Genomic DNA, 25,883 nt, shown 5'->3' on the forward strand with positions numbered 1-25,883 from the left:
GTTCGGCACTTTGGGTCATCTGACCCGAAACGCCCTGAAGCTGTTCCCCAAGGGCGGCGATCTCGTTAACCGCACTTTCGACTTCACCCTGAAGCGTATCGGCAAGGCTGAGCAACTCGTCGCGAAGGGCTTCATTGCGTTCACGGTTAAGGCGTTCTTCCTCGGCCTGCATGTCGCGGACCTTGATGGCGTTTTCCTTGAACACGTCAACCGCACGGCCCATTGCTGCAATCTCGTCACTGCCGCTTGACGGGACATCAACTTCAAGATCCCCTTCGGCCAACGACACCATCGTTTTCTGCATACCGGCAAGGCGACGCAAAAGGCTGCCACGGACATAGAAAACAAAGATCATAAGCGGCAGAACAATCGCCAAGGCACCGACTGCATACATCACGTAGGTGCTTTGGGTATTCAGGGTCTTTGCTGCTCCGGCAGAACGGTCAACGCCGGTTTGCAGGGACTGAACCAGTGCATCAACACCGCTTTCCATCGCCGTTGCAAATTCACCACTTTCCGCAACAACATCCGCCTGTTCCTTGATCAGCGCAAGTTCGGACAGGCGCATGGCCGGGATGCTGTTATCGCCAACGGCAAGCGGTTTGATCTCGCTCATAAGGTCGGAATAGTATTTCTGGAGTTTTTTGTTCTTCAGGCCTTCGATCAGGGTCTCAACTGCACCGATTGCGGCATTGACCTGTACGCCTGTGATCTTGAGGCGTGTCTCGTCGTTGCTGGATGCTGCGCCAAGCACGGTGTTTGCGATTTCGCCACCAAGCTTGGACAGCTCAAGAACCGGTTCGCGTTCGGCAATGGCATCGTCAAGTTTGATCAGAAGTTCTGTGCCTTGGGTTTTCTGTTCAAATGTCAGATATGAAACATCCTTGCGGATTTCTTCAACCTGATTGCCGATATTGTTGATCTGGTTCTGCGACATTGCCAGCAACGGCTTGAGCATCGAGTTATATTTGCTGTTCAGGTCCTGAAACTTGCCGATGCCTTCCGCAAGTTTATTTGCGGCGTCGAAGCGGCGAAGTGTCGTTTCGTGCAGGGTTTCAAGATTCTGGGCAAGCTGTTTGCCATCTACCTCGATTTGCGACAGGGCAGACGTGGGCAATCCCGAACTTGCCAGTACGTCAAGTTTCTCGCGCAGACTGTCGAGCAGAATATCAAGTTTGATTTTTACAACCTGTTCTTCCTCGGGCGAGGTTGCCGCGACGATGCGCGGTGCTGCTGCTACAACTTTCACACTGTCGGTTGCCAGTTGCTGGGCTGTGAACATTGGAGGAAGCTGTTCATAGGTAATGTCGTCAAGCTGCCCGCCAAACTTGTTGAACGAGAATACCGATACACTTGCTGCAAGGATGGCAATCAGACCGACGAGAAAGAACGCGCCAGCAAGTTTTTCGCGAACCCCCAGTCCTGACTTTTTTGTTCTACTGGATGACGACGGGGAGGTGCCGCGCTTAAAGTTAAGTCCCATAGTTCTTGATACCCCATAGACGAATAAGTCGAGTATCGACGCAGAACTGCATCGACACACTAATTACGGGTCTCTCAGATGTAGCTTCCCGGAGGCGTCACTTAAGGAAGGCCGATCAGCCAGATCGTGGGGCGGCATGACCGGAAAAAGTGACTTATCATTTATAGTTACCGCTCATATAGCACACAGAGTACAAACTAGGCATGAGTTTTTATGCTCAACCAGACGTATAGGTTGTGTTGCTTTTGCGTATATTGTGGCTAACGCTGACAGGTGGGCTGTCTTGGTAAGCAGAGGTGACAGAAACGAAAAAGGGCCCGCCATGTGGCGGACCCTTGAAGTCAGGAGTGTTCAGGCTTCGATCAGGACGCTGCCCGGTCATGTGCCTGTTTGCGCAGATCATCAAGAATACCGTTGATCCGTGACCGCAGGTTTTCGACCTTCTCGGACGCATCCTGTGCGGTTGCAAGAACCTGGCTGGACAGTTCACCAGTTTTGCCGGTTTCACTGGCGACTTCCGTGATTGAGGCCGAGACAGACCGGGTCCGATCCGCCGCACCGCGCACGTTACGCGTGATCTCGTCGGTTGCAGCACCCTGTTCCTCGACCGCCGCCGAAATCGTGGTGGCAATCTCATTGATATTTTCAATGATGCGGCCAATGTCGCCAATCGCGTTGACAGACTCACCGGTTGCTTTCTGAATGCCGGCAATCTGGCCCGAGATTTCCTCGGTTGCTTTTTCGGTCTGGTTGGCAAGGTTTTTGACCTCGGCGGCAACAACCGCAAAGCCCTTGCCTGCATCGCCAGCACGGGCCGCCTCAATGGTGGCGTTCAGTGCCAGAAGGTTGGTCTGCTCGGCAATATCGGTGATCAGTGCGATAACCTCGCCAATGCGATCAGCCGATTGTGACAGGCTGACCACCAGTTCGTTGGTCTGCTGGGCACGGGTTGATGCCTCGCCAGAAATGCGGGTGGATTCCGCCATCTGACGATTGATCTCCGCATTCGATGCCGAAAGCTGTTCGGTTGCAGCTGCGACCGTCTCAACATTGCCGGTGGCTTCCTGCGCAGAATTGGCAACATCTTCGGTTTGGCCGGAAACCAGTTCGGCACTTGATGTCATCTGACCCGAAACGCCCTGAAGCTGCTCGCCCAGTGCGGCAATTTCATTCACCGCTGTTTCGACTTCACCCTGCAAGGTGTCGGCAAGGGCAAGAAGTTCGTCGCGCAGTGCCTCGTTGCGTTCGCGGTTAAGGCGTTCTTCCTCGGCCTGCATCTCTCGAACCTTAAGGGCATTGTCCTTAAAGACCTCGACCGCACGGCCCATGGCACTGATTTCGTCATTGCCTTTGGCCGGAACGATAACTTCCAGATTTCCATCCGCAAGCTGAACCATGGTTTTCTGCAAGCTGCCAAGGCGACGCAGAACGTTACCCCGGACATACAGAACATAGATCAGAAGTGAAATGACAACGCCAATGGCTGCAACGACAACAAGGGCCGTCAAACTCTGTTTTTCAACAACCTTTGCCTGGGCCGCGGCATCGTTAACTTCCTGATTAAGGCCGGCAACCAGTTCATTCACGCTTGCGCGCATGGCATTGGCATATTCGCCACTCTGAACCACAAGTGCCTGGCTTTGTTCGCTGGCTTCAAGTTCACGTTTACGCAATTCGGGCAGGCTGCCTTCGCCGATCGAAAGGGCTTGCATCTTTTCGATCAGATCGACATAGAACGCCTTAAGCCGTTCATTGCCAAGAGAGTCAAGCTTGCTGAGTGCGTCGGTATAGGTGCCCCGAATTCGCACAGGGATGATCGAAAGGCGAACGGCCTGCGTTTCCGTGGTGCTCGAAATAATCATGTTGGCCGCGGCAGAACCCAGACGCTCGATATCAAGGATCGGGGTGCGGACATCAATTGCCGAGGCATATTTCTGGAAGGTCTCCAGAATTTCTTCTTTGTCAGTGCTGAACTGCTTTGCCGGATCATCTTTCAGCGATGCGGCGAACTGTCCGCCCTGCGAGATATCGTTTTGCGTATAAGACAGAACCGGTTTCAGCGTATCGGCATAACGTTTTGCCAAATTCTGGAATTCTGCGAGTTTCTCGGATTTTTGGTCAGAAATCTGGAAACGTTCCTGCGTGACCGTGTGGAGCTTTTCCAGATTGTCCTGCAAAAGTCCGCGATTGTTATTGATGCTGGCAATAACCTCGGGCATGAAACCGGTGGCTTCGATCTCGTTGATTTTCGAAACGAGTTCCTGAAGACGCAAGGCGAGTTCATCGTTAATCGCATTTTCTTCGTCGGTATTCGCAGAGGCAACAATGCGCGGTGCAATGGCGACGATCTCGGCACTTTCTGTTGCCAGTGCCTGGGCTGCTGCAATTGGCGGAAGCTTTTCTTCTGTGATGGTCGTAAGAGCATCACCGAACTTATTGAAAGAAACCGCGCCGACGACAGCGGAAATAACCGCCATCAGTCCAACCAGAGCAAATGAAATCAGTAATTTGCTTTGGACCCCGAATTTAGTTCCCATTCTATCTAACCTTTGTTTCCTGACTGTTCCCGTATGGCTTCTTTGTCCATTCGGGTTAACTCGACCGCTTGAAAGGGCATTGCTCCCTTTGCTGATAGCCGGTTTCTTGGACCCCTGAGAGTATTCTTCTTTAGTTTAATAAGTACCCTTCTTGTTATTAATGAAAGAATATCCTTACATCTGCAACATCAAACCAAACAGGTGCCACGAATTGCAAGAAAATTACGGTGTTGCAAAGGGCTGGCGTCGGGCTGGCGGGGAGTGTCATCGACGAGATCGTGTTCGGAATGCCAAGCATCGCTGGACCTTCACAGGTAAACACGCTATAGGAGCGGTCGAATTTTTCGTTCGTGTCTGCTGCAGATGACATAAAACAGTCTTGCGGATGCCCGAGCGGGCTGGTCTGACAGGGAACTCCCGCATGACCGGCGTGGTATCAGCCGATACCGTTCCACATCGAGTTCAATGAATACAGGTTACAGGTTATGGCCGGCCATTCCCAATTTAAGAACATCATGCACCGTAAAGGTGCGCAGGATAAAAAGCGCGCCAAGATTTTCACCAAGCTTGCCCGCGAAATCACCGTGTCGGCAAAGATCAGTGACGACATCAACAGCAACCCGCGTCTGCGTGCGGCAATTGCAGCGGCGCGCGGGCAGAACATGCCCAAGGACAACATCGATCGCGCGATCAAAAAGGCGACCGGTGCTGGCGACGGCGACAATTACGAAGAAGTTCGTTACGAGGGCTATGGCACCGCAGGTGTTGCCGTAATCGTCGAAGCCCTGACCGATAACCGTAACCGTACGGCGTCGGAAGTGCGTGCTGCCTTTGCAAAAAGCGGTGGTAACCTTGGCGAAACCGGCTCGGTCGGCTTCATGTTCAACCGTCTTGGTGAAATCGTTTATCCGGCCGATGCTGCGGATGCAGACGAAATCTTCGAAGCAGCCCTCGAAGCGGGTGCGGCGAATGTTGAATCTGATGAAAACAGCCACGTTGTCGATACCGAACTTGAAGACCTTAACGCTGTGCGCGAAGCGCTGACTGAAAAGTTCGGCGATCCGGAAAGTGCGAAAATGGTCTTCCGTGCGGTAACCGAAGCCGAAATCAATGTCGATCAGGCACAGAGCATCATGAAACTTGTTGATGTGCTTGAAGACAACGATGACGTCCAGAACGTCTGGACCAACGTTGCCTGGACCGACGAAATCGTTGCCGGTCTCGATAACTAGACTTGTTTAAAAACCTCTCCCCCGAATATGGTTGCCAAGGCCATCATATTCGGGGACGGTTCTATGCCCGCCCTTCATTTTGTGAATGGCGGGTGTTTTGTATCTGGTTTCTGAATTTTAGGGTGACACTGTGGTCAGAGTTCTCGGAATCGACCCCGGTCTTCAACGTACGGGCTGGGGGATCATTGACCTTCAGGACAACCGCATGCGCCATGTGGCCAACGGTATTGTTACCTCGACCCAGTCTTTGACCCTGGCAGAACGCCTTGATCAGCTCCATTCCGGACTGATCGAAGTGATCCGGATCTGGACACCTGACGAAGCCGCAGTCGAAGAAACCTTCGTCAATAAAAACCCGGTATCCACCCTTAAACTTGGTCAGGCCCGTGGTGTCGCATTGTTGGCACCGGCACGGAATGGTATTCCGGTAACGGAATATACACCCAATGCAGTCAAAAAGACTGTTGTGGGTGCGGGTCATGCTGCCAAACAGCAGGTGGAAATGATGGTTTCGACCTTGCTTCCGGGATGTGAAATTGCCGGGGCGGACGCGGCTGATGCGCTTGCAGTTGCCATTTGTCACGCGCAACATGCCGGAAACAGATCGCTTGCGGCAAGCATGGCGGCCAAACCAACAGGAAACGGGAGACGATACAGGTGATCGCGAAACTGCGCGGAATTGTCGATTTCATTGGCGAAGACAGTGTCATCATTGATGTGAATGGTGTCGGCTATCTGGTTTTTGCCTCGCGCCGGACTTTATCCATGCTGCCCCAAAAGGGTGGGGATGCCGGTCTGATGATCGAAACCCATGTCCGCGAAGATCACATTCATCTGTATGGTTTTGCCGATAATGCGGAAAAGCAGTGGTTCTCCTTGCTGACCACCGTACAGGGTGTCGGGGCCAAGGTCGCACTGGCACTTTTGTCTGTTCTCAGCCCGACCGATCTGCTGCGCGCGCTTGCCGCCCAAGATACAACAGCCCTGTGTCGCGCACCGGGCATCGGCCCGAAAGTTGCGACCCGTATCGTTGGCGAACTTAAAGACAAGGCCGCCAAGCTCAATCTTGGCCCGGTGGCAGCACCAGCGGCCCCGGAACCGGCAAAGCCGACGAAATCAAAGAAATCTGACAAATCATCAGCCGATGTGAGCGTGCACACAGCCCCGGTCGAACCGGTTGTCGATGATAGTGTGGTGATGGCTGATGCCGTCTCGGCACTGGTTAATCTTGGATATGGCCGCTCCGAGGCCTTCGGGGCGGTGGGCAAAGCAGCCCAGCAGGCGGGTGAAGACAAATCGATTGATACCCTGATCCGTCTGGGACTAAAGGAGCTTAGCGCGTGAGCGAAGAAGAAGATCGCCTGCTCAGTGGTGAGCGTCGCGAAGAAGATCATCAGGATGGATCGCTGCGTCCGCGCCGGTTGGATGATTTCACCGGGCAGAAAGAAGTGCGCGAAAATCTTGATGTGTTCATTCAGGCCGCGCGCGCCCGTGAAGAAGCCATGGACCATGTCCTGTTCTTCGGGCCTCCGGGCTTGGGTAAAACCACATTGTCGCAAATCGTTGCCAGCGAACTTGGTGTCGGTTTCCGCGCAACTTCCGGTCCTGTGATCGCCAAGGCTGGTGATCTGGCCGCACTTCTGACCAACCTTCAGCCGCGAGACGTTCTGTTCATTGATGAAATTCATCGTCTGAACCCGGCGGTGGAGGAAATCCTTTATCCGGCGATGGAAGATTTCCAGCTTGATCTGATCATCGGCGAGGGACCGGCTGCCCGCTCTGTGCGGATTGATCTGCCGCCCTTTACCCTTGTTGGTGCAACCACCCGGTCCGGGCTTCTGACCACGCCGTTACGTGACCGTTTCGGGATTCCGTTGCGTCTTAGGTTCTATGAACCCGAAGAGCTGGTTAGCATCGTTTCGCGTGGGGCGCGGCTTTTGCATTTCGATATGACCGAAGAAGGCGCGATGGAAATTGCCCGCCGGTCGCGCGGAACGCCGCGTATTGCCGGACGGTTGCTGCGTCGTGTGCGCGATTTTGCCGCTGTGGCCGAAAAGTCACCGGTTGATAAATTTATTGCCGATGCCGCACTGACCCGGCTTGAAGTCGATAATCTTGGTCTGGACAGTCAGGACCGCCGGTATCTGAACTGTATTGCCGGGAACTATGGCGGCGGGCCGGTTGGTGTTGATACGCTAGCGGCAGCCTTGTCAGAAGAGCGCGATACCATCGAAGACGTGATTGAACCCTATTTGCTGCAACAGGGCCTGATTCAGCGCACCCCGCGCGGGCGTATGCTGGGCATCAAGGGGTTCCAGCATCTTGGTCTGACACCGCCGCGCGAGGCGGGCGGGATGCCGATATCGGACCTGTTTGACCGGCAGATTAACGGGTCGTCCGGGGGCGATTCCTGATGCCACACAATCATCACGATGCGTTGCTGGGTTATATGGATGGCACCCGGCATGTCTATCCGCTTGTTGTCTTCTATGAGGACACTGATGCGGGCGGAATTGTCTATCATGCCAACTATCTTGCATTTGCCGAGCGTGCGCGTTCAGCGATGCTTAACCTGTTGGGCTTTACCAATCGAAATGTTGCAGAACGCCACAAAGTTGCCATAGCGGTTCGACACTGTACCGTCGATTTTCGTCGCGCTGCCCAGTTGGAAGACCGCCTGACGGTGGAAAGCCGGGTGATTAAGCTAGGGGGCGCATCGCTTGGTTTCGAACAGAAAGTCATGCGCGACGGGGAAATACTTGTGGTGATCGAGATTTATCTCGCCTGCATGTCGCTGGAAGAGCTTCGGGCACAAAGACTGCCCGATGAATTAAGAACGATATTTAGTCGATATCTGGATGTGAACAAGGACTGACGGGAATATGGAAAATCAAGTGGTCGACGCGGTAACGCTGGGGCAGTCGGTCATGGCACATGACATGTCTCTGTGGGGACTTTTCATGCAGGCTGGACTGGTCGTCAAAACTGTGATGATCGGGCTTTTGATGGCTTCTGTCTGGGTATGGGCGATCGTAATCGAAAAGATTTTGCGCCTTCGCAAACTGCGCGCGCAGGCAAATACCTTTGAAGAAGCCTTCTGGTCGGGCGGTTCGCTTGAAGACCTGTATGACCGGATTGCGGACAAGCCGCGTGATCCGATGTCGGCGATCTTTGTATCGGCAATGCGCGAATGGCGTCGTTCGAACGCACGCGGCGTCCATGGGGACACCATGCGTGCCCGTTTGCAGCAGCGCCTTGAAAAGTCGATGGAAATTACGCTGGGCCGTGAAATGGACCGGGTTGAACGTTACATGACCTTCCTGGCATCGGTCGGCTCAACCGCACCGTTCGTTGGTCTGTTCGGGACGGTCTGGGGCATCATGGTATCGTTCCAGTCGATTGCGGCTTCGAAAAACACGTCGCTGGCTGTGGTTGCACCGGGTATTGCCGAGGCATTGTTTGCAACCGCCATGGGCCTTGTTGCCGCTATTCCGGCGGTTGTTGCCTATAACAAGATTTCCAGCGACCTTAATCGTTACAATAATCGTCTGGAAGCTTTCGTGGACGAGTTCAGCTCGATCCTCTCGCGCCAACTTGACGATTCGAGAGACTGATCATGGGCGCACAACTCGCATCCCGATCTGGCGGAGGTCGCCGCGGACGTCGCAATAACCGGCGTGCCGCAATGAGCGATATCAACGTCACACCGATGGTTGACGTCATGCTGGTGCTGCTTGTGATCTTCATGGTCGCAGCCCCGCTGATGACAGTCGGTGTCGAGGTTGATCTGCCTGAAACCAGTGCTGCCCCGATGACCGGGCAGGACGAACCGCTTGTTGTCTCGGTATCACGCGAAGGCACCATCTATATTATGGATAGCGAGATCGCCCAGGACACCCTGAGCGAAAAGCTCGCCGCGATTACCGACAACAAGGCTGACACACGCATCTTTGTCCGTGGGGACAAGGCCATTGATTATGGACGCGTGATGGAAGTCATGGGGCTGATCAAGGATGCCGGCTTTACCAAGGTCGCCCTGATCGCCGAACTGCCCAAAAAGGGCTCGTAACAGACGATGCTGCGTTACGCTCTCATATCGCTTGGTTTGCATCTTGCGCTGTTTCTGGTCGCATGGCTGGGTTTGCCTGACCTGTTTGATGAAACGCCGCTGGAATTGCAGTCCATTTCGGTCGAAGTCGTGACAGTGGACGAGTTTTCTGCTGCCCCGACCAAGGCTTTGCCAAAGCCCGAACCGAAAAAGGAACCCAAACCTGCACCCAAGCCTGAGCCGAAACCGGAGCCCAAACCGACACCCAAGCCGGAGCCGAAGCCCGAACCGAAACCGGAACCGAAACCGAAACCCGAGCCAAAGCCTGAGCCGAAACCGGAACCCAAGCCGGAACCGAAACCCGAGCCAAAGCCCGAACCAAAACCGGAACCGGTGCCCGTGCCCGAGGTTAAAAAAGAGCCTGAACCAAAACCTGAACCAAAGCCAAAAGAACTGGCTGCGGTCAAACCCGATAGCAAACCTCAGCCTCCCAAACCGGAACCGGTGAAAAAAACGGAACCGAAAAAGGAGGAACCGAAGAAACGCGACCTCATGAGCGTTCTCAAGGATGTGAGCAAGCTAAAGGAGACGGCACAGGCAACACCGGATACGCAACCCGATGACGTTCCAGAGGAAAATGCCAGCGAGGTTGTTGCAACCAGACTGGATGCCAATCTGACCATGAGCGAGCTTGATGCGGTCAAACGTCAGATTGAACGCTGCTGGAGCCCGCCGGCGGGTGCAAAGGAAGCAGGGAACTTTGCTGTTGAAATTCATGTCAGCGCAAATCCCGACGGAACTGTTCGACAGGCACGCATCAGTAATCTGAATGACATTCAGGGCGATTCTTCTCGCCGTACGATTGCAGAAAGTGCTTTGCGAGCAGTGCTAAATCCGCAATGCAGTCCTCTAAAACTGCCGCTGGATAAATACGAAATGTGGCGCACATTCACGTTTAATTTCGACATGCGTGAAATGCTGGGCCTTTAGTGATAAGTTCTTGAACACGCGTGGAAAATAGCGAGGCAGGATGACGATCAAGACCAACGCAGGAAAACGATTTTGGGTAAGAAGCGGTGTTGCCACACTGTGTGCCCTTGCCGTTGTCGCTGGCCTGAATGTCGGTTTCATGTCGCCGGCAAAGGCGGAACTCCGGATTGACATCACCCGGGGTGAACTCAAGCCGATGCCAATTGCTGTCACCCGTTTCCCGGGCGACGGTGTTGCCGAGACCGAGATCGGGCAAAACCTGACACAGGTGATTGCCGCCGACCTCGAACGTTCGGGGCTGTTTGCACCGATCAATGAGAAGGCATTCATCCAGAGTGCTGCTTCGCTGGCGGTCAACCCGAACTTTGCCGAATGGCGCGCCATCAATGCCCAGGCATTGGTCAATGGTCGTGTTGTTACGGAACCAAACGGATTGCTTCGTGTCGAATTCCGTCTTTGGGATGTGTTGGCAGAAACCCAGATGTCAGGGGTTGCCTATCGCACACAGCCCAATAACTGGCGCCGGATTGCACACAAGATCGCCGACGAGATCTATAAGCGCATCACCGGCGAAAGCGGATATTTCGATACCAGAATTGTGTATGTGTCTGAAACAGGCCCGGCCGACAAACGTGTGAAACGTTTGGCGATCATGGATCAGGATGGTGCAAACCACCGGTTCCTGTCGGACGGTCGGTTCCTTGTGCTGAACCCGCGCTTCTCGCCGACAGCACAGGAAGTGGTCTATATGTCGTACTTCAACGACAAGCCACGCGTTTATGTTTTGGACATTGATACCGGCGAGTTGGAATTGCTGGGCGATTTTCCGGGGATGACCTTTGCACCCCGATTCGCGCCAGACGGGAACTCGGTTGTCATGTCGCAAGCGCTTGACGGGAACAGTGAAATTTATCAACTGGACCTGCGCACGCGCGAAAAGCACCAGCTGACGCGACATCCGGCCGTGGATACCTCGCCTTCCTACTCGCCTGACGGTTCGCGCATTGCGTTCAACTCTGATCGCAGTGGGTCACAACAAATTTACGTGATGAATGCAGATGGTGGGGGCGTACAGCGTATCAGCTTTGGTGGCGGTCTTTATGCCACCCCGGTCTGGTCGCCTCGCGGAGACCTGATTGCATTCACCAAATCACAAGGAGGTCGGTTCTATATCGGTGTCATGCGGCCAGACGGCAGTGGTGAAAGGCTGTTGGCCGAAGGGTTCCTCGTCGAGGGACCAACATGGGCTCCGAACGGAAGAGTGTTGATGTATCACCGCCAGCACCCGTCCAGGGACGGGACCAAGGATCGCTATCGTCTGTATTCGATCGATCTCACAGGTTATAACGAACGAGAGATCGTTACACCTGCGGATGGGTCGGACCCAGCATGGTCACCCTTGATTCCCTGATATCTCAAGAGTATAGTCATCGCGAAGCACTGAATGCGATTCGCTTTAATCGCGGGCATTTTCGGTGTCGCGAGACATGGAAAACACCAACCTCGGGCGAATGCGTCCGGTGTTAAGGGGAAAACTTAAATGAAACTTCGTATTCTCAGCGTTTTTGCTGCTGCCGCTCTTCTGGCTGCATGTGAAACTGCACCTGATAGCTCTGCGACCACTGGTGGCGAGGGTGTATCGACTGTAAACCAGCCGTCCACCAGCACGTCGCTGTCGGAAAGCAGCCCAGAGTGGTTCGCTGTTAACGTTGGTGACCGCGTCTTCTTTGGTTTCGATAAATACGATCTGGCCGGTGAAGCACGTCGCACCCTCGAACTGCAGGCCGCTTGGCTGAAAAAATACCCGCAGTACAAAGTTGTTGTTGAAGGTCATGCCGACGAGCGCGGCACCCGTGAATACAACCTTGCACTCGGCGAACGCCGCGCGAACTCGGTTAAAGATTACCTGATCGCTCTGGGTATCGACCCGTCGCGCGTTGAGACCATTTCTTATGGTAAAGAGCGCCCGGTTGCTCTTGGCCATGACGAAGAAAGCTGGGCGAAAAACCGCCGCGCTGTATCGGTTATCCGTTAAGCGCGTGCAGGTGAAAGCCTGACTTGAATATCAAGGCGCCTGTCCCATCCGGGGCAGGCGCCTTATTTTTGCCGCCTGAAAATGTTGAAAATGTCATGCTGTCCTGTTCATAGTGACGCATCGAAGACCGCATTGACGACAAAGGACCTGATAATGATCCGAGTTCGACCCACGACTGAATCGCAAATTATTGCCTGTGATCACGCCCGTTCTGTTTGGGCCAATATCACAGCTTCACGCGTAACAGGGGCCGCAACTTCGCGCAAAGGCCGCAACTTTCTTGTCGCACTTGCCATTGGTACAGTGCTTGGCGTGACGTCACTTGGGTCTGTTCCTGTGCATGCACAGGATGCGAACATGTCCCGGCAGGTCGAACAGCTGCGCAAGGATCTTGATCTTTTACAGCGCTATGTCTATCGCGAGGGTACCAATGGTGCAGCCGCTGCTGCGGGGAGTGCGGTAAGCGGTGCAGACGCCTCGACCCCGGCTGCGGCCCGTCAGCAGGTCCAGATTAACGAACTTCAACGCAATTCTTCCCAACTGACCGGACAGCTTGAGCAGTTCGATTTCCGCATCCGCAAGATCGAAGAACGGCTTGAACGGCTGGTGGCTGATATTGATTTCCGCCTTGGGCAGCTTGAAGGTGGTGCTGCCGTTTCGGGTGGTGCAACTGGCGCGTCCCCGCTTGCAGCCGGGCAGGCAAATACAGCGACCCCGACCGGTAACGCGGTTTCATCGGGTGATCTTGGCGGTGGTGCCGGTACTGGCGAACCGCTTAATGATCGCGGAACCAAACTGTTTGGCGTGATCGAAAGCGAAGGTCAGCCGCCGAAAATTCCGTCAGGTGCCGCTGCAACTGCCGGTGCACAGACCCAGTCTGCTGCCCTGTCTGGTGGCACACCCGAAGAACAGTATCGCGAAGCATTCGGTCTGCTGCGCAAACAGGATTTCCCTGCCGCGGAAAAGGCACTTAGCAGCTTTGTCTCTGCACATCCGAATGATCCGCTGGCGGGCAATGCGCAATACTGGCTGGGCGAAACCTATTATGTGCGCGGGGAATTTGAAAACGCTGCCATCGCCTTTACCGAAGGTTTCCAGACATATCCCGATAGCACCAAGGCACCGGACAATCTGCTGAAGCTTGGCATGTCGCTTGCCAATCTTGGCAAGAATGAAGATGCCTGCACTGCATTCAGTCATCTGATTGATAACTTCCCGAACGCGTCGAATGTTGTGCTTGATCGCGCCCGTCAGGAACGCAAAAATCGCGGATGCGCGCAGTAAGCCGACTGTAAAAGGCATGTCATGACCGACAGTGTCCCGACAAATGACAATCTTTCGGCGGCGTCCAGTGGAACTCCATTGGACGCCGTTGTCTTTGATCGCCTGATGATGAGCTTCGCTCCGTTCGAAGCTGCCCCGAAAATGGTCGTTGGTGTTTCGGGGGGCGCGGACAGCATGGCGCTTGCCCTTTTGGCGCATCAATGGTGTCAGGCGCGTGGCGGTTCGGTCGTTGCGCTCACGGTTGATCACGGGCTGCGATCCGGTTCTGCTGCCGAAGCCCGATGGGTCGGTGATCAGCTTTCCAGATACGGGATCGAGCATGTCATCCTGCGCTGGGAGGGGACAAAACCCGCCAGTGCGGTGCAGGAACGCGCCCGCCAGGCACGCTATGATCTGATTGATCAGTTCATGGCTGATCGCGGCATCTTCCATCTGCTGGTTGCCCATCATGGCGGTGATCAGGCCGAAACCATTGCCATGCGGGATGCCCGGGGGACCGGGACTATGGGGCAGGCGGGCATGTCTGCCCGGCGTTTCCTGCGCAACGGGCGTGTCTTGCGTCCGTTGCTGTCGGTTCCGAAAACCGATTTGATCGCAACGCTTCGGCAATCGGGTCAGGAATGGGTGGAAGACCCGTCAAACTGCAACGAAAAATTCGAACGCGTGCGGGTTCGCAACGAGCTGCAAACACAAGGTGCGGGTTTGGTATCTTTTGATGATGCTTCGGAGCGCATCAGGTTTGAAGCCGCTATCGGCCGATTGCTGGCACAGGCGGTCACGTTGCATGGCAACGGTGTGGTGCAATGCGCCCGCGATCTGTTGACCGACACCCAAATTCCGGAATCTGTGCGGGTCTATGCGCTGGGGCAGGTGGTGCGCACCGTTGGCGGGGCCGCCTATATGCCGGCCATTGACGGCTTGGCTGCTGCACTTGCCAGATTGGCATCAGCCCCGTCTGCGCGTGTCAGTCTTGGGGGCTGCGTCTTGCATGGTCGCAAAGGCAAGATTTGCGTTTATCGGGAACTTGGTCGCATGGACCGGGAGCCGCTTCGTGTTGCAAGGGACATTGTTGGTCGGGACAGTTATATAAGGTGGGATAACCGGTTCGAATTGGTCTTTGATCGGCAGACATTAACGCCACAGGATCACATGTGGATTGCGCCTTTGGATCGTTGTGATGTGTGTCACACGAAAGCATTTCGGGCTGCATTACGCGAAATTGTACCATTTATTGGTGATTTGCCACGCGCAGCCCTTGCATCAATGCCTGCACTCTACGATAAAGAAGGCTTGCGATCCGTTGGCGGGCTTGAGGTTTCGGAGCTTTCCGACGTATTATCCGCCGCCGACTGCGAATGGCCCCCGGGCAGGGGGAAATTTTCATTTGGCGGGCGATGGCGGTTTGCACCACCGGTACCTTTGTGGGAAAGTGGTTTCAAATCGTCGCCGAAACCCGGCAACCTACTTGCGTAAGCAGGGCTTGTGACTATCTGATGTTCAAGCCTTGCGCAGGAAGTTTTGCGTCACGGCACACATAATTGCGACCAGTAGCTTGGAATGAATATGGGAAAAAATCTCGCACTGTGGGTTATCATTGCCATCCTTTTGGTGGCCTTGTTTAACCTGTTTCAGTCGCCCTCCGGACGGTCCGGCCAGTCGTCGCTGGCGTTCTCGGACTTCCTTGCCGAAGTTGATAGCGGCCAGATTTCGGAAGTCACCATCCAGGGCAATACTCTGATTGCAGAAACGCGCGACGGTCGCTCTGTTAATGTTTACACCCCGAATTACCCGAACCTTGTCGAAAAACTGAATGACAAGGGTGTGCGCATCATTGCACAGCCGGAAGAAAGCCTTTCGCCGCTCATGAGCGCGCTGATCAGCTGGTTCCCGATGCTGCTGATTATCGGTGTGTGGATTTTCTTCATGCGGCAGATGCAGGGCGGCGGCGGCAAAGCCATGGGCTTTGGCAAATCCAAGGCCAAAATGCTGACCGAAAAATCCGGTCGCGTGACCTTTGATGATGTCGCAGGCATCGAGGAAGCCAAGGGCGAGCTTGAAGAAGTCGTCGACTTCCTGCGCGATCCCCAGAAATTCCAGCGCCTTGGCGGTAAAATCCCCAAAGGTATGCTGCTTGTTGGTCCTCCGGGTACTGGTAAGACGCTTCTGGCACGTGCGATTGCAGGCGAGGCAAACGTTCCGTTCTTCACCATTTCGGGTTCGGACTTTGTTGAAATGTTTGTTGGTGTCGGTGCATCGCGTGTGCGCGACATGTTCGAACAGGGCAAGAAAAACGCTCCTTGCATCATCTTCATCGATGAAATCGACGCTGTTGGTCGCCATCGTGGTGCCGGTCTTGGCGGCGGTAACGATGAACGCGAACAGACACTTAACCAGCTCCTCGTCGAGATGGATGGTTTCGAAGCCAACGAAGGCGTGATCCTTGTGGCTGCGACCAACCGCCCGGACGTTCTGGACCCCGCATTGCTGCGTCCGGGCCGTTTTGACCGTCAGATTGTTGTTCCGAACCCTGATCTTGAAGGCCGTGAACACATTCTTGGTGTCCATGCCCGCAAGGTGCCGCTGGGGCCGGATGTTGATCTGCGTACGGTCGCACGTGGTACGCCGGGCTTCTCGGGTGCTGATCTGGCAAACCTTGTCAACGAAGCAGCTCTTCTTGCAGCCCGTCTTGGCAAGCGTGTCGTTACCATGGCCGATTTCGAAAACGCCAAGGACAAGGTCATGATGGGCGCGGAACGTCGTTCCATGATCATGACCGATGACGAGAAAAAGCTGACGGCCTATCACGAAGGTGGTCACGCGCTGGTTGCTATTCACACCCCGGCATCTGATCCGATCCACAAGGCGACCATCATTCCGCGCGGTCGTGCGCTGGGTATGGTGATGCGTCTGCCGGAACGTGATCAGGTTTCCAAATCCTATGAACAGCTGATCTCCGATCTTGCAGTTGCAATGGGTGGTCGTGTTGCCGAGGAAATCATCTTTGGCAAGGACAAGGTCACCACGGGTGCATCCTCGGACATCAATATGGTGACCCAGTATGCCCGCAAGATGGTCACGGAATGGGGCTTCTCGGACAAACTTGGCAATGTCAAATACGTTGATAATCAGGAAGAAGTGTTCCTTGGTCACAGCGTGGCACAGCACAAGAATGTTTCCGAGAAGACTGCACAGCTGATCGATGAGGAAGTGCGTCGTTATTCTGACGAGGCCTATACTTTCGCCAAGCGTGTTCTGACCGAACATCTTGATGATCTGCATATTCTGGCCAAGGGGCTTCTGGAATATGAAACCCTTTCGGGTGATGAAATCAACGCGCTGCTGCGCGGCGAGGAACTCAACCGTTCGGGCCATTCGACTGGCGGTGGCAAGGATGCCGGTGGTGGACGCCGTTCCACCGTGCCGAGCACCGGTGGTGCCCGCAAGGATAACCCTGGTGAAGGTGGCGGAGATCTTTCTCCCGAACCGCAACCGGGAAGCTAACGAAAGAGACTGATGGACGAGATCAAAAGATCGGTCCTGCGAAGCCCCGCCGATGTGCGGGGCTTTGCTGATTTTGATGGACCGCTTTACTACGCACCCACGGGTTTCATTGATCATGCCGATGATCCCAATACGCTGCCGCTTGCGGGATCACGGCGCGGGTTTTCCGCCCTTGAAATCATTCGTCGTCGCGAAGGTGGTGGTGCTGAAAGCATGATCCTGCCGCTTCTGGCCCTCGAAGGCTGGGTTCAGAACAGCGGGCGCGTGGATGAAATCAACAATGTCCTTGACCGGCTGATGGCCAAGCGTCCGGAATATGCCGGGCTTGATATGGCTTCCTGTCACGTCATGGGCATCATCAATGTCACGCCCGACAGTTTTTCCGATGGCGGGGACTACAACACGACTGCTGACGCGGTTGCTCGTGGCCGCAAGATGGTCGAGATGGGGGCATCCATTCTTGATGTCGGGGGCGAATCGACCCGGCCGGGTGCGGATGAAGTCTCTGAACAAGAAGAAATCAACCGCGTTGTACCGGTCATCCGTGACCTGGCTGCCGACGGTCATGTGATTTCAATTGATACTCGCCATGCTTCGGTAATGGAGGCCGCGATTGAGGCCGGTGCTGCGATCATTAATGACGTTACCGGACTTGAGGGTGATGAACGCGCGATGGAAGTTGCGGCTGCATCGGGCAAGCCGGTCATGCTGATGCACATGCAGGGTGAACCGGGCACGATGCAGGCAGATCCGCAATATGATTGCGCTGTTCTCGATGTTTATGACTATTTGCTTGATCGCATCGAAAGCTGCGAACGGGCAGGGATTTCACGTGATCGCATTTGCATCGATCCGGGCATCGGATTTGGCAAGACGCTGTCGCACAATCTGGAACTTCTGTCGCGGTTGGCGATTTTCCACGGCTTGGGATGTCCGATCCTTCTTGGAACGTCGCGTAAATCCTTTATCGGCAAAATCGATCCCAAGGCAGAACCCAAACAGCGTTTGGGTGGTTCGATTGCATCGGCGGTTAATGGATGGCGTCACGGGGTTCAGATGATCCGCGTGCATGACGTTCAGGAAACCGTACAGGCGCTTTCCGTGGCCAGTTCCACCTCAATCGTATAGCAAGACAGGTCGATATATCACTGGCTGTATAGCTTGTGATTTTTGACGGTTTGATTAAAAGCAAGATCAGTCAGGTTGTTGAAGAAAGATATTCTCAACCTGAGTTGGTCTTGCTTTTTTTTGTCGGGATTCTGGCATTTTCTGACCTTTGAAGGTTGGGGCTTGCACATTGGGACGCATCGTCACATACCAAACAGTGAATGAATAAAAGTGACTCAAAAGTCACAACTGTTGGTTGGCGCAAAAGTAAATGCGAAGGTCTTTGTATGAACGGATTTGAGGGTCTGGCGCAGTCCGTATTCGACGGTGCCACTTCCGGCCGGGATGCTATGAAACACTGTGTGTTCGTCGTGGAAGACAACACAGACCTGAACAAGGATCTGTGCGAATATCTTGATATGTGCGGTTTCGATGTCGTCGGATGCGAAACCGGTGCGGCATTTTATCGTGCGCTCAAAACCGGAAAACCGGATGCGGTCATTCTTGATATCATGCTTCCGGATGCGGACGGTTATGAACTGGCGCAACATGTCCGCAAGAATATTGATTGCGGGATCATGATGCTGACGTCGCTTTCGGGCATGGATAATCATCTGACCGGCTACAAGTCCGGTGCGGATGTCTATCTGACCAAGGACAGCCCGCTTTCGGTCATTGAAGCCGCCCTGAAACCGCTGATGCGCCGCACGACACGCAGTGACATGGACACAGGCCAGGAACAGGTTGTGCCTGATGATGGCTGGGTGCTGGATCTGCTGAACTGGACCCTGCGTAATCCAAACGGGAACGAGGCGAGCCTTACTGCAACGGAACGCACGATCATCAGATTGCTGATCGAAGCCAATGGTGCCTGGCTGACCCGCCCGGAAATCGTTATGGAACTTGGCAAGGCCGATACCGCAGAAAACTGTCGCAACCTCGATACGGCCATCCGCCGTGTTCGCCAGAAAATCCTTAAGGAAATTGGTGAAGAACTGCCGGTTCGAACGGCCTATGGTCGTGGTTATGCCTTTACTTCGACTGGGGTTGTTCTGGGCGCTGCCGACGCATCATAACGCGGCGTTACGATCCGTTTTCCTGTCGATCTTCTTTCAGGATGTCTTGATAGCGGGCTCTTTAATAGGCAAAAGCAAGCACAGTTCTATCCCGGACTGTCCGCGGTCACGCAATTTGATTGATCCTCCGTGGGCATCGACAATGCGTTGCGAAATATGAAGGCCAAGCGCACTGCGTTGCGAACCGGACTCAACGTCCTTGCGGAACAAGGCTGCCCCGATCAGGCGGATTTCCTCATCATCAAGTTCCGGACCGCTACAGGGAATAGCAATTTCGACTAGCCATTTGCTTTGCCGCTGCAATACCAGATGCAATGGATTGCCATGGGCAAAACGTCGGGATGTTTCAATCAGGTTGGTAATAGCAAGGCCAATCAGCGTTTCATCAATGTAGGCCTCGACACCTTCGGCATGGTGGATGGTCAGGAAAATTTCGGCACCTTCGCGGGTGGTGTTGGCAACGAATTCTTCCATGAAACGATCAACGGAAACCACTTCGCGAGCCAGTGAAAGTTCCTGATTATCAATGCCATCCTTGCTCAGGAATATATCGACCAGACGGGCAAGTTTGCGCGCCTGAAGCTGGATCCGTTGCAGTCGATCCATGACATCGCCCTTATGGTTTTTCAGGCGCAGCATCAGCATTTCAGCCGACCTCTGGATTACCGCAAGCGGTGTACGAAACTCATGCGACAGCATCGAAATCAGTTTGCGCTGTTCTTCAACCAGTGTGGTGGTCTCAGCTGCCTTCATTGCAACAGAGATACGTTCTCGATCCATAGACGCCAGACGAAAGCCCATCAGGATACTCATAGCGATGATGTGGAACAGCAATGTGAATTGATGCAGTCCCAGACGCATCGGTGTTGCCTCTATCAGTCCGACATGGGCAAGTTGCAGCATGATGGCAGGGCCTGTCGGCATCACCAGAACGATCAGAAATGCCCAGCTCATCTTGTTGCGAACATTTTTGAACAGTCGTCTGATGATGTGAAGGCACATCAGGGCCATGAATACTGAATGGCTCGGAATAATATAGGTGCCAAAGACCGTATACAGATCGTTGGTTGCTCCAAAAAGGAAAAACAAAATCATTGCGCTATAGCCGCAATAGATTTTGAACATCAAGGGATGTCGTTTCCTGATTCCGGTAATATGTAACCACAGGAACGCCGTGGCGGCATGCGAGATGACATTTAGTTGCCCTAGAAGAAGATCATTCATCCAGGGCGTTTCCGGCTGGATATCGCTTAATACAACACCGTTTACAATTGCGACAACACCCCCGACGCTGGCTACCCAGATTCCATACAGAACCACAATAGGGTCGCGCGCCATAACGCCAAGCGCCAGATAGGCAAAGCCAAGTGTTGCGATTATCCCGAAGAACACATTGGTCGCAATGTTCCGATAGGTTAGCGACGAGATCAGATCACCCGCAGGCCACAATTTTGCCCGCAGAAAATTCGCACTGTTGCTTTTTACCCGGATGAACATCTGGTAGTCGCCAGTGTCAAGCAATGGCAGGGCGGCCACTTGGGTTGAGCCCGCATAGGTCCGTTCGCTTGCCGGAACGTGATCTCCGAGATGCTCTTGCCAGACAGGGTCGCGTGTGCCGTCTGCGACAATCATCACATCAATAAAGTTCAGGTAGGTGGGATTAAGTTCAATGAGCGGCTTTGTGGTCAGTTTGTCCTGAACTGTGATGTCCAGCCTGTACCATATTGCATCCCGGCTATAGCCAAAGGACGGGATGCCGGTGGTCATGACAAAGGCGCTGTCAGGAAGCCCCCTGATATCGCTTAATACCATACGGCGAGTCTTGTCGACATACCATCGAAGATAGGGCGTAATTTCAATCGGTCCGTGAATAAAGCTTGATAGTTTCAGTCTGGAATATTCATTGGGCTCAGGGGCTTGTTGCGCCTGCGCCGATTGAATTGTCGTGACATTAAGGGCGATGACGATCAAACCCGTGACCACAGTCATCGTGACCACCAAATGGCCAAGCTTTTTTCTGATGGATGCTAACGCTGATAACATTAGGTCAGCGCCTTTTGTCTGAGGGTATCAAGGGCAGCTTCCCCGAAAGGCCGAACTGGATTTCGTTGGTTTTCCCGGCTGTTGCTTGAAGGTTGTAGGGCAGCTTAAGCAATACCGTTGTCCCGCCATGTTCGCCGACACTAAGTGACATGCTGCCTTTATGGGCTTCAATGATCCGGTTGGTAATATGCAGACCCAGTCCCACACCCTGTGTCACCGAAGATTCCCGGCCGCGATAAAATGCATTCTGGACCTTGCCCAGTTCATCCGGCGCGATGCCGGGGCCTTCATCGACAATGCGGATATAGACATAGCCGTTGGCAGACCGGTTGCAGGCAATCCATACCGGGGCGCCCGGTGCATATTTGCGGGCATTTTCGATGATATTGATGATGGCACGTTCCAGCAGAATGCGATCAATATTGACGATCGCGAAATCTGCATTGATCAGGCTGACATTCTGCTCCTGAACTTCTATGGACCGTCGTGCAATCAGATCTGTCAGAAACTGGTCGATGGCAACCTGTTCACGCGATGTCGTGAAGGTCGCACTATCAAGGGTTTCCTTGGTCAGAAAGGCGTCAACAAGAGCTGATAGCTGGCCGGCATTTCGGCGGATCGTCGTCAGTCGGTTATGAACGGATTCATCTTCATCACGCATATGCAATCCCAGAATTTCCGAGGAGCGCTGTATGATTGCAAGCGGTGTGCGGAACTCATGCGACAGCATGGTGATGAATGTACGTTGTTCTCCGGCAAGCTGGGATGCGCGCTGATTGCTCTGATAGGCATGGATGCGCTTGTGTGCAAGTCGATAGACACGAACACCCATGGCAATCGCAACCATGACCAGATGGATTGTCGAGCTGGCCTTGTAGATGTTGGACGTTAGGCTGTTGATTGGCAGGCTGCCAATCAGCATCAAAAGATGAATACAGGCCGACAGCGTCGGAAAGCCCAAAGCAAGAAGGAAGAACCAATACATCAGTGTATTGTTTTCCCGGTACCCGGTCGCGATCAGATAGCCAAGCAAGATGAAAAGCAGGAATGTATGGGGAATGAAGAACAGCTTGGCATAATAGATATAAAGGTCCGATGTGGAGGTGAGAGCCCCCAAAATCATGAGACCGGCAAGACCCATCATCACACGGAACAGGAACGGGTTGTGCTTGTCCAGGCGAATAATATGGGCCCACATTGCGACAGATGACCCGATAGAAATCGCCGTTCCGGTCCCGGTAATCAGGTCGTTTGCATATAACGAGACATCCTTGAATAACAGCTGGGCATATCCTGTGGTTCCGAGATTAAGCAGGAACAACCCCAGAATATATATCGCATACCAGCTCACAGATGCATCGCGCGAAAACACGCCAAACGTCATATAAAGGGCAAAAACAACAAGCAAAACCCCAAGATAACTGCCATTGCGGTAACTTTGCGAACCGGTTTCTGCAATGAATGTTTTCTGAGTCTGAAGCTTGGCTTCAAGGACATGTGCGCTGTTTGTGACAACCCGGATGACAAGCCAGTAGTGACCGGGGGCAAGTTCGGGCCAAAGACTTATATATTTAAGGTTGGCCGGGGCGCCGGGATCGTTGGGAACCCTGTCACCAACCCGGTCTTCCCAAAGCACCTTTCCTGTTTCCCGGGAAAGAACAGTTAATAAAATATCGTTGAGATAAGCTGCTCCCAGCTCGATAAAAGCATTGGTACCCGGGCTGTCAAATCGACTTTCAACGATAAACGGGGCGCGATACCAGACCGGCTGGTCGGTATATCCGGGGCCGGGCCTGTTATAAATCGTTTCAAATTCGGTTTCGGGAATGTTTATGACGTCGGCCGGGATCGATATTTCCCGGCTTGTCGTCAGACGGGTCAGAAAATGATCAAGGGTGATATCACTGGCCGGACCGTTGTTTCCGATTACGAAATGTTGCTGCCTGTCATGGGCGCGGGATGGCGCCGGGAACATTTCAATGAAAACAGCGATAATGATTGCCCAAAGCACAATCACCGCCATGTTTGAGCGAAAAACGCGCAAAATTCCCCCGGTTTCAATCCTTTAAAACGATGACCTTTTTGATAGCGGGTTTTTGAAAGCAGGTCATTGCTTTTATCAGAAGGTAAGCATGTAATCGCGTTAACGTATTGATGGCAGACTGGGCGTAAAATCTAGCCCTTGTCAGGATGATTGAAGAGTAGCATTGAAGCGTCACTTTGATATAACCGGCAGTCAGAATTCATGAGGCGGTCATCACTGTCCGTCACGTAAGCAGAGAAAAGAACATGAGCCGCAAATATTTTGGTACCGATGGAATTCGTGGAACGGCCAATACGGCCCCGATGACCGCCGAGGTTGCGTTGAAGGTCGGGATGGCTGCCGGGCATTATTTCACGCGCGGGAACCATCGGCACAAGGTCGTCATCGGCAAGGATACCCGTCTGTCGGGCTATATGCTTGAACCGGCACTGGTTGCCGGTTTCACCTCCATGGGGATGGATGTGATGCTGGTCGGGCCAATGCCGACCCCCGCTGTTGCCATGCTGACCAAATCGATGCGTGCCGATATCGGTGTCATGATCTCTGCTTCGCACAACCCGTTTCAGGATAACGGCATCAAGCTGTTCGGTCCGGACGGCTTCAAACTGTCTGACGAAGTCGAACTGGAACTCGAAGCCCTGATGGAAAGCGACCTTTCCGGCAAGCTGGTCCCGGCCAATGCACTTGGACGGGCAAAACGCATTGATGATGCGCCCGGTCGCTATATCGAGGCTGTCAAATCCTCCTTGCCCGGTTCGGTCACCCTTGAAGGCATGCGCATCGTTCTCGATTGTGCCCATGGTGCCGGATATTCGGTTGCGCCCAAGGTTCTGCGTGAACTTGGTGCCGATGTGATCGAAATCGGCACCAGCCCGAATGGCTTGAACATCAATGACAAATGCGGTTCGACCTATACCAAAACCATGTGCGATCGCGTTCTGGCCGAAAAGGCTGATGTCGGTATTGCGCTGGACGGGGATGCCGACCGTGTTCAGATGTGTGATGAAAAAGGTCAGTTGATCGATGGTGATCAGTTGATGGGTCTTGTGACCACCCACTGGAAACGAACCGGTCAGCTGCGTGGCAACGCGCTGGTGGCGACGGTCATGTCAAACCTTGGGCTTGAACGATACCTTGAACGCAATGATGTGCGCCTGATCCGCACCAAGGTCGGTGACCGCTATGTGGTTGAACAGATGCGCGCTCTTGATTGCAATGTTGGCGGGGAACAGTCCGGGCATATCGTGCTATCCGACTTCGCATCGACCGGTGATGGCCTTCTGGCAGCCCTTCAGGTGCTTGCCGTTCTTGCCAGCCGTGAGGGTCGCGTATCGGAAATGAGCCGCGTGTTTGATCCGCTGCCGCAAATCCTTAAAAACGTGCGCTATTCTGCCGGTTCTGATCCGCTTTCCGATAGCAGCGTGATCGAGGCTATTGCGACAGCTGAAAAGTCATTTAACGGCGACGGTCGTGTCCTGATTCGTAAATCGGGTACCGAACCACTGATCCGCGTCATGGCCGAGGGCGATGACGCGGTCAAGGTCGAACAGATCGTTGACCGCATTGTCGCACAAATTACCGCAGTGGCAGGCTGATGCCGGTTAAACGCCGTTTACTGACGTCATAACAACACTTTGCATGCATAAAGGAAGTCGATCATGAAAGGTCGTGTCTTGATTATAGCCGGATCCGACTGTTCGGGCGGGGCAGGTATTCAGGCCGATATCAAGTCGGTAACTGCTCTTGGTGGCTATGCTGCAACGGCGATTACCGCCTTGACGGTGCAAAACACGACCGGAGTCTTCGACGTTCTGGGCATCACCCCGGAGATGATCGTTCATCAGGCGACTGTGACGATTGATGATATCGGTGCTGATGCCATCAAGACCGGGATGCTCCACAGCGTGCCGGTGATCGAAGCGGTGGCGGAATTCATCAAGCAAAAGGCAGCTAGTATTCCGGTTGTTGTTGATCCTGTGATGGTATCGCAAAGCGGATCCCCCCTGTTGCAGGAAGACGCTGTTTCGGCCCTGATTGGCAAGATGATCCCGCTGGCTACCGTTCTGACACCAAATATTCCCGAAGCGGAAGCATTGTCAGGCATGAAAATTACCGACGAAGGTGATATGATTGCTGCGGCGCACAAAATTGGCGATCTCGGTGCCGAGGCAGTCCTGATAAAAGGTGGTCACGCCGAGGGTGATAAAATCGTCGATATCCTGTGGCGCCGGGATGGCGATATCGAGGGCTTTGAAGGAACTCGTATTCCGTCTGAAAATAATCATGGTACGGGCTGCTCGTTAGCAAGTTCGATTGCAACCGGGCTGGCACAGGGCATGGGATTGAGTGATTCTGTTGCTCGCGCACGGGCTTATGTCCGTGAAGCCATCCGAACCGCACCAAATTACGGCAAAGGAAACGGTCCGCTAAACCATGCGCATCCTGTGACCGGGTAAGTCACTTAACGAAATGTCACAGGGCGCCAAAAGTTGGGACACTTGCG

General features: G+C 53.9%; 21 protein-coding genes. 17 read left to right on the forward strand and 4 right to left on the reverse strand.

The features are described from left to right. Both TH30_RS19905 and TH30_RS19910 read right to left on the reverse strand, forming a co-directional pair. Window positions 1-1,483: HAMP domain-containing protein (locus TH30_RS19905; RefSeq protein WP_114099837.1), on the reverse strand; the 1,483-nt coding region annotated here is incomplete at its 3' end. A gap of 362 nt (window positions 1,484-1,845) precedes the next feature. Continuing rightward, window positions 1,846-4,020 carry a HAMP domain-containing methyl-accepting chemotaxis protein gene (locus TH30_RS19910; protein ID WP_114099838.1) on the reverse strand — a complete coding sequence of 725 codons (2,175 nt, stop codon included), beginning with the start codon at window positions 4,018-4,020 and terminating at the stop codon, window positions 1,846-1,848. A 485-nt stretch (window positions 4,021-4,505) separates the two neighbouring features. Between TH30_RS19910 and TH30_RS19915 the strand changes: the two genes are divergently transcribed. From TH30_RS19915 to TH30_RS19985, 15 genes are all read left to right on the forward strand, one after another. After that, window positions 4,506-5,252: a YebC/PmpR family DNA-binding transcriptional regulator gene (locus tag TH30_RS19915; protein ID WP_114099839.1), complete on the forward strand. Its 747-nt coding sequence runs from the start codon at window positions 4,506-4,508 to the stop codon at window positions 5,250-5,252. A 130-nt stretch (window positions 5,253-5,382) separates the two neighbouring features. Beyond that, window positions 5,383-5,913, forward strand: a complete 531-nt coding sequence (gene ruvC / locus TH30_RS19920; protein ID WP_114099840.1) for a crossover junction endodeoxyribonuclease RuvC — start codon at window positions 5,383-5,385, stop codon at window positions 5,911-5,913. Then, window positions 5,910-6,596, forward strand: a complete 687-nt coding sequence (gene ruvA / locus TH30_RS19925) for a Holliday junction branch migration protein RuvA (RefSeq protein ID WP_114099841.1) — start codon at window positions 5,910-5,912, stop codon at window positions 6,594-6,596. The genes ruvC and ruvA overlap by 4 nt, the downstream gene beginning before the upstream one ends. Beyond that, the gene (gene ruvB / locus TH30_RS19930) at window positions 6,593-7,666 is read left to right on the forward strand and encodes a Holliday junction branch migration DNA helicase RuvB (RefSeq protein WP_114099842.1); all 1,074 of its coding nucleotides are present in this window, start codon (window positions 6,593-6,595) and stop codon (window positions 7,664-7,666) included. Before ruvA ends, ruvB begins: the two co-directional genes overlap by 4 nt. Further along, the gene (locus tag TH30_RS19935; protein WP_114099843.1) at window positions 7,666-8,127 is read left to right on the forward strand and encodes a YbgC/FadM family acyl-CoA thioesterase; all 462 of its coding nucleotides are present in this window, start codon (window positions 7,666-7,668) and stop codon (window positions 8,125-8,127) included. Before ruvB ends, TH30_RS19935 begins: the two co-directional genes overlap by 1 nt. A gap of 7 nt (window positions 8,128-8,134) precedes the next feature. Next, window positions 8,135-8,866, forward strand: a complete 732-nt coding sequence (gene tolQ, locus TH30_RS19940; protein ID WP_114099844.1) for a protein TolQ — start codon at window positions 8,135-8,137, stop codon at window positions 8,864-8,866. Between the two features lie 2 nt (window positions 8,867-8,868). Continuing rightward, complete coding sequence (gene tolR, locus TH30_RS19945) at window positions 8,869-9,321, forward strand: protein TolR (protein WP_114099845.1); 453 nt, start codon at window positions 8,869-8,871, stop codon at window positions 9,319-9,321. Window positions 9,322-9,327: 6 nt separating this feature from the next. Further along, the gene (locus TH30_RS19950; protein WP_114099846.1) at window positions 9,328-10,290 is read left to right on the forward strand and encodes an energy transducer TonB; all 963 of its coding nucleotides are present in this window, start codon (window positions 9,328-9,330) and stop codon (window positions 10,288-10,290) included. Window positions 10,291-10,330: 40 nt separating this feature from the next. Next, window positions 10,331-11,701 carry a Tol-Pal system beta propeller repeat protein TolB gene (gene tolB / locus TH30_RS19955; RefSeq protein ID WP_114099847.1) on the forward strand — a complete coding sequence of 457 codons (1,371 nt, stop codon included), beginning with the start codon at window positions 10,331-10,333 and terminating at the stop codon, window positions 11,699-11,701. Window positions 11,702-11,830: 129 nt separating this feature from the next. Beyond that, window positions 11,831-12,325, forward strand: a complete 495-nt coding sequence (gene pal, locus TH30_RS19960) for a peptidoglycan-associated lipoprotein Pal (RefSeq protein ID WP_068518111.1) — start codon at window positions 11,831-11,833, stop codon at window positions 12,323-12,325. Between the two features lie 153 nt (window positions 12,326-12,478). Further along, the gene (gene ybgF / locus TH30_RS19965; protein WP_114099848.1) at window positions 12,479-13,609 is read left to right on the forward strand and encodes a tol-pal system protein YbgF; all 1,131 of its coding nucleotides are present in this window, start codon (window positions 12,479-12,481) and stop codon (window positions 13,607-13,609) included. 21 nt (window positions 13,610-13,630) lie between these two features. After that, a complete protein-coding gene (gene tilS, locus TH30_RS19970) occupies window positions 13,631-15,082 on the forward strand; it encodes a tRNA lysidine(34) synthetase TilS (RefSeq protein ID WP_114099849.1) in 1,452 nt (483 codons plus the stop codon). Window positions 15,083-15,166: 84 nt separating this feature from the next. Then, window positions 15,167-17,110, forward strand: coding sequence for an ATP-dependent zinc metalloprotease FtsH (gene ftsH / locus TH30_RS19975; RefSeq protein WP_114099850.1), 1,944 nt, complete (start codon window positions 15,167-15,169; stop codon window positions 17,108-17,110). Between the two features lie 12 nt (window positions 17,111-17,122). Beyond that, window positions 17,123-18,238, forward strand: a complete 1,116-nt coding sequence (gene folP, locus TH30_RS19980; protein WP_114099851.1) for a dihydropteroate synthase — start codon at window positions 17,123-17,125, stop codon at window positions 18,236-18,238. A gap of 266 nt (window positions 18,239-18,504) precedes the next feature. Continuing rightward, window positions 18,505-19,293, forward strand: a complete 789-nt coding sequence (locus TH30_RS19985) for a response regulator transcription factor (protein WP_114099909.1) — start codon at window positions 18,505-18,507, stop codon at window positions 19,291-19,293. A 36-nt stretch (window positions 19,294-19,329) separates the two neighbouring features. Here the strand turns inward: TH30_RS19985 and TH30_RS19990 are convergent, their stop codons facing one another. Both TH30_RS19990 and TH30_RS19995 read right to left on the reverse strand, forming a co-directional pair. Continuing rightward, window positions 19,330-21,282 (reverse strand): sensor histidine kinase, encoded by a 1,953-nt coding sequence (locus TH30_RS19990; protein WP_181850413.1) that lies wholly within the window; start codon window positions 21,280-21,282, stop codon window positions 19,330-19,332. Between the two features lie 58 nt (window positions 21,283-21,340). Next, on the reverse strand, window positions 21,341-23,380 hold the full coding sequence (locus TH30_RS19995; protein WP_147252083.1) for a sensor histidine kinase: 2,040 nt from the start codon (window positions 23,378-23,380) through the stop codon (window positions 21,341-21,343). 245 nt (window positions 23,381-23,625) lie between these two features. Between TH30_RS19995 and glmM the strand changes: the two genes are divergently transcribed. Next, the gene (gene glmM / locus TH30_RS20000; RefSeq protein ID WP_114099854.1) at window positions 23,626-24,975 is read left to right on the forward strand and encodes a phosphoglucosamine mutase; all 1,350 of its coding nucleotides are present in this window, start codon (window positions 23,626-23,628) and stop codon (window positions 24,973-24,975) included. Window positions 24,976-25,038: 63 nt separating this feature from the next. After that, on the forward strand, window positions 25,039-25,836 hold the full coding sequence (gene thiD, locus TH30_RS20005) for a bifunctional hydroxymethylpyrimidine kinase/phosphomethylpyrimidine kinase (RefSeq protein WP_114099855.1): 798 nt from the start codon (window positions 25,039-25,041) through the stop codon (window positions 25,834-25,836). Window positions 25,837-25,883 lie beyond the last annotated feature (47 nt).

This window comes from Thalassospira profundimaris (genome assembly GCF_003326795.1).
Classification (GTDB): Bacteria; Pseudomonadota; Alphaproteobacteria; order Rhodospirillales; family Thalassospiraceae; genus Thalassospira; species Thalassospira profundimaris_C.